This window comes from Kitasatospora sp. NPDC049258 (genome assembly GCF_040678895.1).
Lineage (GTDB): Bacteria > Actinomycetota > Actinomycetes > Streptomycetales > Streptomycetaceae > Kitasatospora.
Genome location: NZ_JBFAQT010000040.1, coordinates 1 through 13940, shown reverse-complemented (window position 1 = coordinate 13940; position 13940 = coordinate 1). Strand labels below are relative to the sequence as shown.

7 protein-coding genes are annotated in these 13940 nt (G+C 74.3%); 6 read left to right on the top strand and 1 reads right to left on the bottom strand.

Annotated elements, in window-relative coordinates; translation table 11 throughout:
• Positions 1 to 41: 41 nt before the first annotated feature.
• Both AB0K43_RS25860 and moeZ read left to right on the top strand, forming a co-directional pair.
• Positions 42 to 995: an NAD(P)-dependent oxidoreductase gene (locus tag AB0K43_RS25860; protein ID WP_363643736.1), complete on the top strand. Its 954-nt coding sequence runs from the start codon at positions 42 to 44 to the stop codon at positions 993 to 995.
• 171 nt (positions 996 to 1166) lie between these two features.
• Entirely contained in the window at positions 1167 to 2345 is a 1179-nt protein-coding gene (moeZ, locus tag AB0K43_RS25855) for an adenylyltransferase/sulfurtransferase MoeZ (protein WP_363643734.1), read from the top strand.
• Positions 2346 to 2436: 91 nt separating this feature from the next.
• Here moeZ and AB0K43_RS25850 read toward each other — a convergent pair whose 3' ends face one another.
• Positions 2437 to 5088 carry a lysylphosphatidylglycerol synthase transmembrane domain-containing protein gene (locus AB0K43_RS25850; RefSeq protein ID WP_363643732.1) on the bottom strand — a complete coding sequence of 884 codons (2652 nt, stop codon included), beginning with the start codon at positions 5086 to 5088 and terminating at the stop codon, positions 2437 to 2439.
• A 143-nt stretch (positions 5089 to 5231) separates the two neighbouring features.
• Here AB0K43_RS25850 and AB0K43_RS25845 point away from each other — a divergent pair, with 143 nt between their 5' ends.
• The 4 genes from AB0K43_RS25845 (at position 5232) to AB0K43_RS25830 (ending at position 13809) form a co-directional block, all read left to right on the top strand.
• Positions 5232 to 5576, top strand: a complete 345-nt coding sequence (locus AB0K43_RS25845) for an MGMT family protein (RefSeq protein ID WP_363643730.1) — start codon at positions 5232 to 5234, stop codon at positions 5574 to 5576.
• A 152-nt stretch (positions 5577 to 5728) separates the two neighbouring features.
• Positions 5729 to 9199 carry an ATP-dependent DNA helicase gene (locus AB0K43_RS25840; protein WP_363643728.1) on the top strand — a complete coding sequence of 1157 codons (3471 nt, stop codon included), beginning with the start codon at positions 5729 to 5731 and terminating at the stop codon, positions 9197 to 9199.
• A 36-nt stretch (positions 9200 to 9235) separates the two neighbouring features.
• Positions 9236 to 12433 (top strand): ATP-dependent DNA helicase, encoded by a 3198-nt coding sequence (locus AB0K43_RS25835; RefSeq protein ID WP_363643726.1) that lies wholly within the window; start codon positions 9236 to 9238, stop codon positions 12431 to 12433.
• A gap of 188 nt (positions 12434 to 12621) precedes the next feature.
• On the top strand, positions 12622 to 13809 hold the full coding sequence (locus AB0K43_RS25830; protein ID WP_363643724.1) for a PP2C family protein-serine/threonine phosphatase: 1188 nt from the start codon (positions 12622 to 12624) through the stop codon (positions 13807 to 13809).
• Positions 13810 to 13940: the final 131 nt, after the last annotated feature.

Genomic DNA, 13940 nt, shown 5'->3' with positions numbered 1-13940 from the left:
CGGGCCACCGCGGCCCAGGGCTTCATGGAAGGACACCCCCGATGAGGGTGCTGCTGTTGGGCGCGGACGGCTTTATCGGCCGCCGCGTCGCCGAGCGACTGCTGGCCGACCCGGGCATGCAGGTGACCGTGCTCGGCCGCCGGGACTCCGCCGACATCCGGTTCGACCTGACGGCGGGCAGCCCGGGCGCGCTGGCCCGGTTCCTGGACGCGGTGGCCCCCCAGGTGGTGGTGAACTGCGCGGGGGCGACCTACGGCACCTCGCGGCTGCTGATCCAGGCCAACACGCTGGCGGTGGCCACGGTCTGCGAGGCGATCCGGCGCAGCCGGGAGCCGGCCCGGCTGGTGCACATCGGCTCGGCGGCCGAGTACGGGCCGGTGCAGGCCGGCGGCCCGATCCCGGAGAGCACCGAGCCCCGGCCGGTCGGCCCGTACGGGGTCTCCAAGCTGGCCGGCACCGAGCTGGTGCTGGCCTCCGGGCTGGACGCGCTGGTGCTGCGGATCTTCGACGTGGTCGGTCCGGGCTCGCCGTCCGCTTCGCTGTTCGGCCGGCTGGCCGAGGGGCTGCGGCGGGCGCTGGAGCAGGACGAGCTCCAGGTCCGGATGCCGGACCTGTCCGGGTACCGGGACTTCGTGGACGTCCGGGACGTGGCCCGGGCGATCCAGGCGGCGGCGGTCTCGGCCGCCACCGGTGTGATCAACATCGGCAGCGGGCACGCCGTCCGGGCCCGGGAGGCGGCCCACCTGCTGGTCCGGGCCTCGGGCTTCGAGGGGTCGGTGGCGGAGGACAGCCGGCAGGTGCTGCTGCCCGCCCAGGCCGGGCCGGGCCTCGGGGACGGCCTGTACCGGCCGGCCGAGGCGCGTCCGGTGACCGAGCCGGTGCCCTGGCGGCAGGCCGACGTCCGGACCGCGCGGGACCGTCTCGGCTGGCGGACGCACGTGCCGCTGGAGGAGTCGCTCGGCGACATCTGGCTGGAGACGGCCTGCCGGGTCTGAGCGGCCGACCGGCCGCTGCGGCAAGCCCGTTGGGCCCGGTCGGGGTGGTCGGCGGCGGTCCCACGATCCGGCGGGAGGTGTCTCGCCCATCGGACGTGCTGTCTCGGAATACCGAGGGCACGTGACACTGTTGGCGTAGGCAATACCGAACTGACGACCATCGGAGTTTCCGTGTCGCTGCCACCCCTGGTCGAGCCGGCCGCCGAGCTCACCGTCGACGAGGTCCGCAGGTACTCGCGCCACCTGATCATCCCCGACGTGGGCATGGACGGGCAGAAGCGGCTGAAGAACGCCAAGGTGCTGTGCGTCGGCGCCGGCGGCCTCGGGTCGCCCGCCCTGATGTACCTGGCCGCGGCCGGTGTCGGGACGCTCGGCATCGTGGAGTTCGACACGGTCGACGAGTCCAACCTGCAGCGCCAGATCATCCACGGCCAGTCCGACATCGGGCGCTCCAAGGCCGAGTCCGCCCGGGACTCGGTCAAGGAGATCAACCCCTACGTCGAGGTGATCCTGCACGAGGACCGCCTGGACAACTCCAACGTGATGGAGATCTTCGCCGGCTACGACCTGATCGTGGACGGCACGGACAACTTCGCCACCCGGTACCTGGTGAACGACGCCGCGGTGCTGCTCGGCAAGCCCTACGTGTGGGGCTCGATCTACCGCTTCGACGGCCAGGCCAGCGTGTTCTGGGCCGAGCACGGCCCCTGCTACCGCTGCCTCTACCCGGAGGCCCCGCCGCCGGGCATGGTCCCGTCCTGCGCCGAGGGCGGCGTGCTCGGCGTGCTCTGCGCGTCGATCGGCTCGATCCAGGTCACCGAGGCGATCAAGCTGCTGGCCGGGGTGGGCGAGCCGCTGGTCGGCCGTCTGATGATCTACGACGCGCTGGAGATGAACTACCGCCAGGTCAAGGTCCGCAAGGACCCGAACTGCGCGCTCTGCAGCGACCACCCGACCGTCACCGAGCTGATCGACTACGAGGCCTTCTGCGGCGTCGTGTCGGAGGAGGCCCAGGCCGCCGCCCAGGGCGCGACCATCACCTCCAAGCAGCTCAAGGCGTGGCTGGACGAGGATGAGGACATCTTCCTGATCGACGTCCGCGAGCCGAACGAGTACGAGATCGTCTCGATCCCGGGCGCCACGCTGATCCCGAAGAACGAGTTCCTGATGGGCACCGCGCTGGAGAAGATGCCGCAGGACAAGAAGATCGTGCTGCACTGCAAGACGGGCGTGCGCTCGGCCGAGGTGCTCGCCGTGCTCAAGTCGGCGGGCTTCGCCGACGCCGTGCACCTGGGCGGCGGCGTGATCGGCTGGGTCAACCAGATCGAGCCGCACAAGCCGGTCTACTAGGCCGCCGCCGCACACCGAGGGCGTCACCGAGCGTGTCCACCGAGGGCCGCCGTCTCCGCGCAGGAGGCGGCGGCCCTCGCTGTGTTCCCGGCTAGAGCGCGCCCTTGCGCTGCAGGACGTTGTAGGAGATCCAGCCCGGCAGCACCGGCAGCCAGAAGGTGAGCAGCCGGTACAGGAAGACGGCCGGGGTGGCCGCCGAGGCCGGCACGTTGCCGACGGTCAGGGCACCGATCAGGGCGATCTCGACCGGGCCGATGCCGCCCGGGGTGGGGATCGCCGAGCCGGCCGCGTTGGCGGTCAGGAAGACCACCGCCACGGCCGAGAAGGTCATCGACCCGCCGAAGGCCTGCACCGAGGCGTACAGGCAGGAGGTGAAGCTGAGGGTCAGCAGCAGGATGCCGCCGAAGCCGCTGACCAGCTTGCGGGGGGTCTGCATCAGGTCCAGCATCCGGGGCACCACGCCGAAGAACAGCGAGCGCACCCTGGTCACCACAAAGCGCCGCAGCGGGGCCACGGCGGCCACCACCAGGGCCAGCACGGCGGCCGTCAGCACCCCGATGATCACCGCCCGGGAGGCGCCGAGGTCCCCGTTGGTCTGGGTGCCGGTGATCAGGCCGAAGCCGAACAGCAGCATCAGGTGGCCGGCCAGGCCGGCCAGCTGGGAGGCGCCGACGCTGGCCACCGCCTGGCCCGGGCGGATCCCGGACTTCTGCAGGTAGCGGGTGTTGAGCGCGATGCCGCCGATCGCGGCGGGCGCCACCAGCTTGACGAAGGAGCCGGCCAGCTGGGCCGCCACGGTCCGCTTGAACGGCAGCCGCTCGGGCACGAAGCCGGTCAGGCTCATCGCCGCCGCGACGTAGCTGGCCGCCGAGGCGAGCAGGGCGACCGAGGCCCAGGCCCAGTTCATCTGGGACAGCTTCAGCTGGCCCGGCTGGATGGTGGTGAGCGCCAGGTAGGCGGCGAAGGTCAGCGCGATCACCATGATCAGCGTCTTGGGCTTCAGCCGCTCCAGCTTGGCGGGGGCCATCGGCGCCTCGGGCGCGATCTGCAGGATCTGGCCGCGGATCCGGCTGAGCAGGTCCTCGCCGGCCACCGCGATGTCCTCCTCGGCCTGCTCCTGGGTCCGCTCGCCCGCGGCGACCTGCTCCAGCGCCAGCGCCTGCGCGGCGGCCTTGCGCTCCTTGGTCATCCGCTGCAGGTCGATCCGGGTCGACCGGCTCAGCCCGACCGGCTGGAGCAGCGGCAGCGCGGCGGCCACCCGCTCCGGCCCGAGCACCTCGTTGGCCACCGCCACCGCCCGCTCCGGGCCGATCCGCAGCGCGAAGGTGGTGAGCAGCTGGGCGACGTCGATCCGCAGCGTCAGGTCGCCCGCCGCGATGTCGCCGCCGGACAGGTTGACCAGGCAGCCGGTGGTCTCGTCCATCACCAGCAGCGACTCGCCGGTCAGCCGCCGGTGCGCGATCCGCCGCTCGTGCAGGGCCCCGACCGACTCCCAGAGCGAGGCCATCACATCGTCGGTGATCTCCTCCTCGGTCAGCTCGTCCAAGGTCCGCCCGGAGACGTTCTGGTAGACCAGGATGGCGGCGTCCGGGCCGAGCTCCGAGGTGGCGACCAGCTGCGGGGCGCGCGCCCCGGAGGCGGCGGCCGCGTACGCGATCAGCGCCTCCTGCTCCAGTGCCTGGCGCAGCGACTGCGGGCTGCGCCGGACGGCCACCGAGCGCAGCCGCAGCCGGCGCCAGGCCCGGTAGAAGAAGCCGGAGGCCTGCTGCTCGCGGTCGATGATGTGGACGTCGAGCAGCGGGCCGTCCTGCTGGGTGACCAGGTAGCGGCGGGTGTCGCCGGGGGCGTCCGGGGCCCGGTGCGCGGCGGAGGGGCTGAAGCCGACCTTGCGCAGGCCGATCATCAGGGTCTTGCCGGTGGGCCGGATGTTCGGGGAGCCGATCGCGTACAGCGTGCCGTACGCCACCGACCAGCCGATCAGCACGGTCAGCAGCAGCGAGAGCGGGGTGGTGTAGCCGCTGATCAGCTCGGTGGTCCCGCTCAGGATGACGACTATCCACAGCGCCACCCGCCAGCGTGGACGGCTGGACATGCCGACGGCGGTCATGTACGCGATCACCGGGGCCAGATAGCCGTGCACCGGGTCGGTCAGCTTGTCGCCGGAGGCGCTCTGCAACTGGGTGAGGGCGTCCCGGACGGTGTCGGGGGCGCCCGCCGCGACCCACCAGTCGACGCCCAGCGAGACCCCGTAGGCGAGCACCGAGGCCAGCACGCCGTCGGCGACCCGCAGGCCGTCGCGCTTGATCAGCCGCTCCACCGCGAAGGCCAGCGGGACGGCGAGCACGGCCACGCTGGAGACCAGGGCGGCGATCGTGCTCAGCAGGTTCGGGACCTTGTGGGCGCTCTTGGCGATGTCGTTCTCGATGCCGGTGGTGGTCGAGACCGCGATCTGCGCCAGCACGAAGACGGCGATGATGCCGAGCAGCCCGGCGACGAACCGGAGCAGGTCGGACGGGCGGTGCGCGCGGGGCGGCAACAGCGGTTCGTCGACCGCCAGCCGGTGCTCCCCGGAGTGCTCCGGCGGCGTCGGCGGGGCCTGCTGCTCCGGCCCCGCGGGCCCGCTCTGCGGCGGCGTCTTGTGCAGCGACACCGCCTCGGGTTCGCTGTGCTCCGGTCCCGCAGCATTGTCGGTGGCGGACTCGTCCGAGCCCTTGTCCACGTTCACGTCTGCCGTCCCGGTCATCTGGTCTTGTCCTTGTATCACCACGCGTTGCCTCGAAGATGCTGCCATGCCCGGGCGTCCGGTGCTGGACAGGGGGCGCATCGGGCGCGGCGGATCATCCGCGCGGGGCCCCGAAATCGACCGGATGCGGAAGAATGCGGCAGATGAGCGAACCCACCGAGCCGCCGGATCGGGCCGGCGAGGGCGGCCTGCCGCCGTACGCCGAGCTCGTCCTCGACCTGACCGAGCGGATCCCGCCGGGCCGGGTGATGACGTACGGGGACGTCGCCGAGTACCTCGGGCAGGGCGGGCCGCGCCAGGTCGGCCGGGTGATGGCGCTGTACGGCGGGGCGGTGCCGTGGTGGCGGGTGGTCCGCGCCGACGGCCGGCCGCTGCCGGGCCACGAGCACCGGGCGCTGCCCGAGTACCGGGCGGAGGGCACCGCGCTGCGCACCGTCGCCGGCGAGCCCCGGGTGGACCTCCGGCAGGCCCGCTGGGACGGCCGGTAGCGCGGGCTCGTGGGTGCGCCCCCGATCCCGGGGAACCGGGTGCGCGGACGGGGATGACGGGGCAGGATCGTAGGCTCGTTGTCTGCGGTCCGCCCCGGGACCGCAGTGCAGCAGACCGAAGCACGACCTTGGCACAACCCTTCTGGACCGCATTGACCTCCCCTTTCCGCCTGGTGCGCAGCCCGCTCGCGCAGCCCGCCCCGCCTGCGCTGGACCAGTATCAGCAGGCGGTGGTCGAGCACGCCTCGGGCCCGCTGCTGGTGCTCGCCGGCCCCGGCACCGGCAAGACCACCACGCTGGTGGAGGCGGTCGCCCGGCGGATCGCCGCCGGCACCGACCCCGAGCGGATCCTGGTGCTCACCTTCAGCCGCAAGGCGGCGATGGAGCTGCGCGACCGGATGACCGCCCGGGTCGCGGGCGGCCTCGCCCCGCAGGCCACCACCTTCCACTCGTTCTGCTACGCCCTGCTGCGCGCCCACCAGAGCCCCGAGGAGTACGCCGAGCCGCTGCGCCTGCTCTCCGGCCCCGAGCAGGACGTGATGGTCCGCGAGCTGCTGGCGGGTGACGCCGAGGACGCCCGGCTGGGCGTCGGGCGGATCGGCTGGCCGCTGGACCTGCGAGCCTGCCTGACCACCCGCGGGTTCGCCGACGAGGTCCGCGCGGTGCTCGCCCGCAGCCGCGAGCTGGGCCTCGGCGAGGCGGAGCTGGCCCGCTTCGCGGACGGCGTGCAGCGCCCCGACTGGGCCGCCGCCGCCCACTTCCTGGCCGACTACCTGGACGTCCTGGACCTGCGCGGGGTGCTCGACTACGCCGAGCTGGTGCACCGGGCGGTGCTGCTCGCGGAGCGCCCCGAGGTGGGCGCCGGGCTGCGCGAGCGGTACGAGGTGGTCTTCGTCGACGAGTACCAGGACACCGACCCCTCCCAGGTGCGGCTGCTGCGGCAGCTGGCCGGCGACGGCCGGGACCTGGTCGCGGTCGGCGACCCGGACCAGTCCATCTACGCCTTCCGCGGCGCCGACATCAACGGCATCCTCGACTTCCCGCAGACCTTCCGGCAGACCGGCGGCGCCCCGGCCGAGGTCAAGGTGCTGCGGGTGTCCCGGCGCTCGGGGGCGGTGCTGCTGGCCGCCTCCCGGGAGCTGGCCCGGCGGATGCCGATGGGACGGCTGCCGGCCGACAAGCTCGCCCAGCACCGGGCGCTGCTGCCCGCCAGGGAGGGCGGCCGGGTCGAGGTGTACAGCTACCCGACGCCCGGCGCCGAGCTGGACTCGATCGCCGATCTGCTGCGCCGCGCGCACCTGGAGGACGGGGTGCCCTGGGGCGAGATGGCGGTGCTGGTGCGCGCCGGTGCCCGCTCGATCCCGGGCGTGCGGCGGGCGCTGACCTCGGCCGGGGTGCCGCTGGAGATCGACGGCGACGACCTGCCGCTGCGCGAGGAGCCGGCCGTCACCCCGCTGCTGCAGGCGCTGCGGGTGTGCGCCGAACCCATCGGGGCGCTGACCGCGGAGGTCGCGCACACCCTGCTCACCGGGCCGCTCGGCGGCCTGGACGGCTCCGACCTGCGCCGGCTCGGCCGGGCCCTGCGCGAGGAGGAGCGCCTCGCGCTGCGCGCGGCCGCCCGGGCGGCGGAGCGCGACCCGCAGCAGGACGGGGACGGTGCCTGGGACCTGGCCGAGCCCGAGCCCGAGTGGGAGTGGGAGCCCGAGTTCGAGCCCGACCTCGAGCCCGAGGGGCGGGAGCCAGGGCCGGAGGTCCGGGGCGACCCGTCGAGCCCGCTGCTCCCCGCCCAGCGGCAGGAGGGCGCCCGGGGGCCGGTGCCGAGGGCGCCACGCCCCGCCGAGGAGCTGATCCGCGAGGCGCTGGCCGAGCCCGAGCGGCTGATCGCGATGGAGCCGCTGTACGCCCGCCGGGCCCGCGAGCTCGGCACGCTGCTGCGCAAGGTCCGCGAGCTGCTGGCCGGCGGCGGCAGCGCCGAGGAGGCGCTCTGGGAGCTGTGGGACGGCAGCCGCCGCTGGCGCGAGCGGCTGGAGCGGGCCGCGCTGCGCGGCGGCGCGGGCGGGCGCAACGCGGACCGCGACCTGGACGCGCTCTGCGCCCTGTTCGAGACCGCCGCCCGGGCCGAGGAACAGGTCGCCGGGCACCGCGGCGCGGCGGAGCTGCTGGCCGAGCTGGAGGCCCAGGACATCGCCGCCGACACCCTGACGGTGCGGGCGGTGCGCCCGGACGCGGTCCGGCTGATGACCGCGCACCGCTCCAAGGGCCTGGAGTGGCGGCTGGTCGTGGTGGCCGGCGTCCAGGAGGGCCTGTGGCCCGACCTGCGGCGCCGAGGCTCGCTGCTGGAGGCGGACCGGATCGGCCGGGACGGCCTCGCCGAGCCGCTCTCCCCGGCGGCGCTGCTCGGCGAGGAGCGGCGGCTGTTCTACGTCGCCGCCACCCGCGCCAAGGAACGCCTGATCGTCACCGCCGTGAAGGCCCAGGCCGAGGACGGCGACGAGCCCTCCCGCTTCCTGCGCGAGCTGTACCGCGAGGAGATCGACCCGAGGACCGGCCGGGTGCTGCGCCGTACCCCGCAGGTCACCGTCGAGGACGTGACCAGCCGCCCGCGCCGGCCGCTGTCGGTGGCCGCCCTGGTGGCCGAGCTGCGCTCGGTGACGGTGGACGCCGCGGCGCCGGCGGCCCTGCGGCAGGCCGCCGCCGAGCGGCTCGCCCTGCTCGCGGGCGCCACCGACGAGGACGGCGTGCCGCTGGTGCCCGCCGCGCACCCGGACCGCTGGTGGGGGCTGGTCGACCAGAGCGCCGCCCCGGAGCCGCTGCGCGAGCCGGGCGTGCCGGTCCGGCTCTCCGGCAGCGGGCTGGAGCAGCTGGAGAGCTGCGCCCTGCAGTGGTTCCTGGACAAGGACGTGAAGGCGGCGACCACCACCACCGCCGCGCAGGGCTTCGGCAACGTGGTGCACGCGCTGGCCGACGAGGTCGGCTCCGGGCGCACCCCGGCCGACCTCGCGGTGTTGATGGAGCGGCTGGACACGGTCTGGGACGCGCTGGCCTTCGACGCCCCCTGGAAGTCGCAGCAGGAGAAGACCGAGGCCCGTTCGGCGCTGGAGCGCTTCCTGCACTGGCACGTGCTGGAGCGCGACCGCACCACCGTCGCCACCGAGCACGACTTCGACCTGACCCTGACGGTGGGCGGCGTCGCGGTGCGCATCCGCGGCTCGATGGACCGGGTCGAGCAGGACGCGGTCGGCCGGGCGTACGTGGTCGACTTCAAGACCGGCAAGCGGATCCCCACCGACAAGTCGCTGCCCGAGCACAAGCAGCTGGCGGTCTACCAGCTGGCCGCCCGCAACGGAGCGCTCGACGCGCTGCCCGGCTTCGCCGAGGGCGCGGACGTCGGCGGGGCCGAGCTGGTGCACCTGCGCGAGCCCGCCAGGAAGGAGGCCGAGGGGCCCAAGGTCCAGCACCAGGGCCCGCCGGAGGGCGAGCCGTGGATCGAGAACCTGCTGGCCGACGCGGCCGGCCGGGTGCTGGCCGAGCGCTTCGTGCCGACCGCCGGGGAGAACTGCGCCCGGTGCTCCTTCCGCGCCAGCTGCTCCGCCCAGCGGGACGGCCGCCAGCTGGTCGAGTGACCCGCACTGTCGTCGGTTCCGGTTAGCGTTGTCGGCGTGCAAGCCGTGCTCACCCACCCCGACCAGCTGAAGGAGCTGCTCGGCGTCCCCTTCAACCGGGAGCAGATGCTGGCCATCGGCGCCCCGCTGGAGCCTGCCGTGATCGTGGCCGGCGCCGGCTCCGGCAAGACCACCGTGATGGCCGCCCGGGTGGTCTGGCTGGTCGGCTCGGGGGCGGTCCGGCCGGAGCAGGTGCTCGGTCTCACCTTCACCAACAAGGCGGCCGGCGAGCTGGCCGAGCGGGTGCGCAAGGCCCTGGTGCGGGCCCAGGTGCTGGAGCCGGACGAGGACGTGCTCGGCGAGCCGGAGATCTCCACCTACCACGCCTTCGCCGGCCGGCTGCTGAAGGAGCACGGCCTGCGCCTGGGCATAGAGCCGGACGTCCGGCTGCTCGCCGACGCCACCCGCTTCCAGCTGGCCGCCAAGGTGCTCCGCTCGGCCCGCGGCCCCTTCCCCGGCCTGACCGGCACCTTCTCCACCCTGGTCGCCGAGCTGATCGCGCTCGACGGCGAGCTGGCCGAGCACCTGGTCGAGCCGGCGGCGCTGCGCGGCTACGACCAGGAGCTGCTGGACACCCTCGCCACGGTGAAGCTGACCAACGACGACCTGCGGGCCGTGCCCGCCGCGGCCCGGGCCCGGCAGGAGCTGCTGCAGCTGGTCGAGGACTACCGGCGGCGCAAGCAGGCGGCCGGCCTGATGGACTTCGGCGACCAGATAGCCGCCGGCGCCCGGCTCGCCCAGCAGCGCCCCGAGGTGGGCCGGCTGCTGCGCGAGCAGTTCCGGGTGGTGCTGCTGGACGAGTACCAGGACACCTCGGTCGCCCAGCGGCTGATGCTGGCCGGGCTGTTCGGCGGGGGCACCGGCGCCGGCCACCCGGTCACCGCGGTCGGCGACCCGTGCCAGGCCATCTACGGCTGGCGGGGCGCCTCGGTCGCCAACCTGGACGACTTCCCGGTGCACTTCCCGCGCCGCGACGGCACCCGCGCCGCCCGGTACGCGCTCAGCGAGAACCGCCGCAGCGGCGGCCGGCTGCTGGACTTCGCCAACCGGCTCGCCGCCCCGCTGCGGGAGATGCACGAGGGCGTGGAGGCGCTGCGCCCGGCTCCCGGCGTCGAGCAGGACGGCTTCGTGCGCTGCGCCCTGCTGCCCACCCATGCCGAGGAGGTCGGCTGGCTGGCCGACTCGATCGCGCACCTGGTCCGCACCGGCACCGCACCCGGCCGGATCGCGGTGCTCTGCCGGGGCGGCGCGGCCTTCCCGGACATCCACGCGGCGCTGGTGGCCCGGGAGGTGCCGGTCGAGGTGGTGGGTCTGGGCGGGCTGCTCCAACTGCCCGAGGTGGCCGACCTGGTGGCGGTCTGCGAGGTCCTCCAGGACCCGACGGCCAATGCCGCGCTGGTGCGGCTGCTGATCGGCCCGCGCTGGCGGATCGGTCCGCGTGACCTGGCCCTGCTCGGCCGCCGGGCCGCCGAGCTGGTCCGCACCGAGCGGCTGCCCGGCGCCGACCCGCTGGCGGCCGCGGTCGCCGAGACCGACCCGACCGAGGTGGTCTCGCTCGCGGACGCGCTGGAGACCTTCCTGGAGCCCCAGCCGCCGGACGAGCTGCCGTTCTCCCCGGATGCCAAGGTCCGCTTCGCCCGGCTCGCCCGGGAGCTGCGGGAGCTGCGCCGTTCGCTGGCCGAGCCGCTGATGGACGTGCTGCACCGGGTGCTGGCCGCCACCGGCCTGGAGGTGGAGCTGTCCGCCTCCCCGCTGGCGCTGGCCGCCCGCCGGCGCGAGACGCTGCACAGCTTCCTGGACGTCGCGGCCGGCTTCGCCGATCTGGACGGCGACCCGGGCCTGTCCGCCTTCCTGGCCTTCCTGCGGGCCGCCCAGGAGTACGAGCGCGGGCTGGACAACAGCCTGCCCGGCGGCGAGGACACCGTGAAGGTGCTCACCGCGCACAAGTCCAAGGGCCTGGAGTGGGACGTGGTCGCCGTCCCCGGCCTGGTGAAGGACGCCTTCCCGAGCAACAAGGGCCGCGAGCGCTGGACCAGCACCAAGAAGGTGCTGCCGCACGCCCTGCGCGGGGACGCGGCGACCCTGCCCGCCGATCCGCAGTGGACCGCCAAGGGCATGGGCCTGTTCAAGAAGGAGATGGCCGCGCACTCCGCCACCGAGGAGCTGCGGCTCGGCTACGTGGCCTTCACCCGGCCGCGCTCGCTGCTGCTGGCGAGCGGCCACTGGTGGGGGCCGAGCCAGAAGCGCCGCCGCGGCCCGTCCGACTTCCTGCGGCAGCTGCGGGAGTTCTGCGAGCTGCCCGGCCGCGGCGAGATCGAGCGGTGGGCCGAGGAGCCGCTGCCCCAGGCGGAGAACCCGGTGCTCACCGTCTCGGTGGAGACGCCGTGGCCGCTCCCGCTGGACCGGGACGCGCAGGCGGCCCGCCGCCGGGTCGCCGGGGTGGTGCAGGCCCGGCTGGCCGGGCGGCCCGGCCCCGAGCCGCTGGAGCTCACCCCGGAGAGCCGGCGCACGGTGGCCTCCTGGGACCGTGACCTCGGCTCCCTGCTCGGCGAGTTGGAGAAGTCCCGGCGCACCGTGCGGGAGGTGCCGCTGCCGGGTTCGCTGTCCGCCTCCCAGCTGATGCGGCTGGCGGCGGACCCGGACGGCTTCGCCCGGGAGCTGGCCCGGCCGATGCCGCGCCCGCCGCAGCCGGCCGCCCGCCGCGGCACCCGCTTCCACGCCTGGGTGCAGTCCCGGATCGAGCCGCTGATGCTGATCGAGCCGTTCGCGCTGCCCGGGGCGGACGAGGACGGCATCGAGGACGAGCGCGACCTGGAGCGGCTCAAGGAGGCCTTCCTGCGCAGCCCGTACGCCGCGCGGCGGCCGCTGCGGGTCGAGGCGCCCTTCCAACTGATGCTCGCGGGGCGGGTGGTGCGCGGCCGGATCGATGCGGTCTACCGGGAGAGTGACGGTGGCTCAGCGTCACCGGGCTCGTCACGCTACGAGGTCGTGGACTGGAAGACCCACCGGGAGGAGATCGCCGACCCGCTCCAACTGGCCATCTACCGGGTGGCCTGGGCGGAACAGGCGGGCGTTCCGGTGGACCAGGTCATGGCTTCCTTCCTGTACGTCCGCAGCGGCCGGGTGGAAAGACCGTCAGGACTTCCCGACCGAAAAGAGTTGACCCGGCTTCTGATCGGGAATAGTGAAGAATGAGTCACTCAGAGCATCCAAGTCGTCACGGGATCATGCGAAACCTGTGCGGTGTGCACGTTTCGCGCCTATTGTGGGGTCGGTAACCGGTCACCTCCGTATCCGGGCCCAACCGCAGGGACGCAGTCCCTGACTTTCCGTCATCACTGCAGGTGTCCCCCGGCACCGGCCACCTTCGCTGGAGACCGACGTTGAGCGCGACCGGATGGATCAGAGAACGGATCGCCGGGCCGGCCCCCGGGGCGCTGCCCGGTACCCCGACCGGCACCTGGCCGAGGCTCTCGCACGCGCTGCCGCTGGTCGGCATGCTGCTGGTGGCCTCGCTGGACTGGTTCAGCAACAGCCGGGTCACCGTGGAGCCGGCCCTCACGGCCGTCCCCGCGCTGGCCGCCGTGGTCAGCCGCCGCACCTGGTACCCGCTGTTCATCGGCGCGGTGGCCGAACTGGTGGCCTTCCTGATGGCCGCCTACAACCGGGTGCTCGGCGAGTCCGTGCACACCGCGACGGTGCTGGCGATCGCGCTGGTGGCCGGCATCGGCTGGGTCAGCGCCACGCTGCGGCTGCGCCAGGAGCGGGCCCTGGCCGAGGCGCAGCTGGTGGCCGAGATCGCCCGCCGGGTGCTGCTGCGCTCGGTGCCGGACCGGGTCGGCAGCGTCCGGGCCGCGGTGCACTACGCGGCCGCCGCGGCGCACGCCTCGATCGGCGGTGACCTGTACGAGGTGGTCAACACCCGGCACGGCGTCCGGGCCGTGGTCGGCGACGTCCGCGGCAAGGGGCTGAACGCGGTGGAGACGGCCGCCGCCGTGCTCGGCGCCTTCCGCGAGGCGGCCCACCAGGAGCCCTCGCTGCCGCGGGTGGCCGGCTGGCTGGCCGACAGCCTGGACCGCGCGCTGCACGAGAACGACCACCCCGGCGTGGAGGAGGAGTTCGTCACGCTGGTGCTGATCGGGGTCTGCCCGGACGGCACCGCGGAGATCGTCAACTGCGGCCACCCCGGGCCGATGCTGCTGCGGGCCGGCGGGGAGCTCGAACTGCAGGAGCCGGCCGAGCCGGTGCCGCCGCTCGGCGTGCTCGACCCGGCGGACGTCCACCCGCCGGTCCAGCGGCTGGCCCTGCGGCCGGGGGACCGCGTGCTGCTGTACACCGACGGCGTGATCGAGGCCCGCGACGACCGGGGCGCCTTCTACCCGCTCGGCGAGCGGCTGCCGGGGCTCGCGGTGGGCGGCCCGGTGGAGGTGCTCCGCCGCCTGCACGAGGACGTGGTGCGGCACGTCGGCCACAAGCTGGGGGACGATGCGGCGATGCTGCTGCTGCAGTACGAGCCGACCGGCTGCCAGCTCCCGCACCAGGCCGGCCAGCAGGCCGTCAGCAGCGCCTGAGGCCCCGCCGGCCCGACGGGGCCTCAGGCAGCCTCTGACGCCCGCTGGTCGTGGAGGTCACCCTCTATCCACGAAGACGTTCTTCACGTACTGCTGGGTGAGCGTGGAGGCGCCCTCCGAGATCTCGCCGC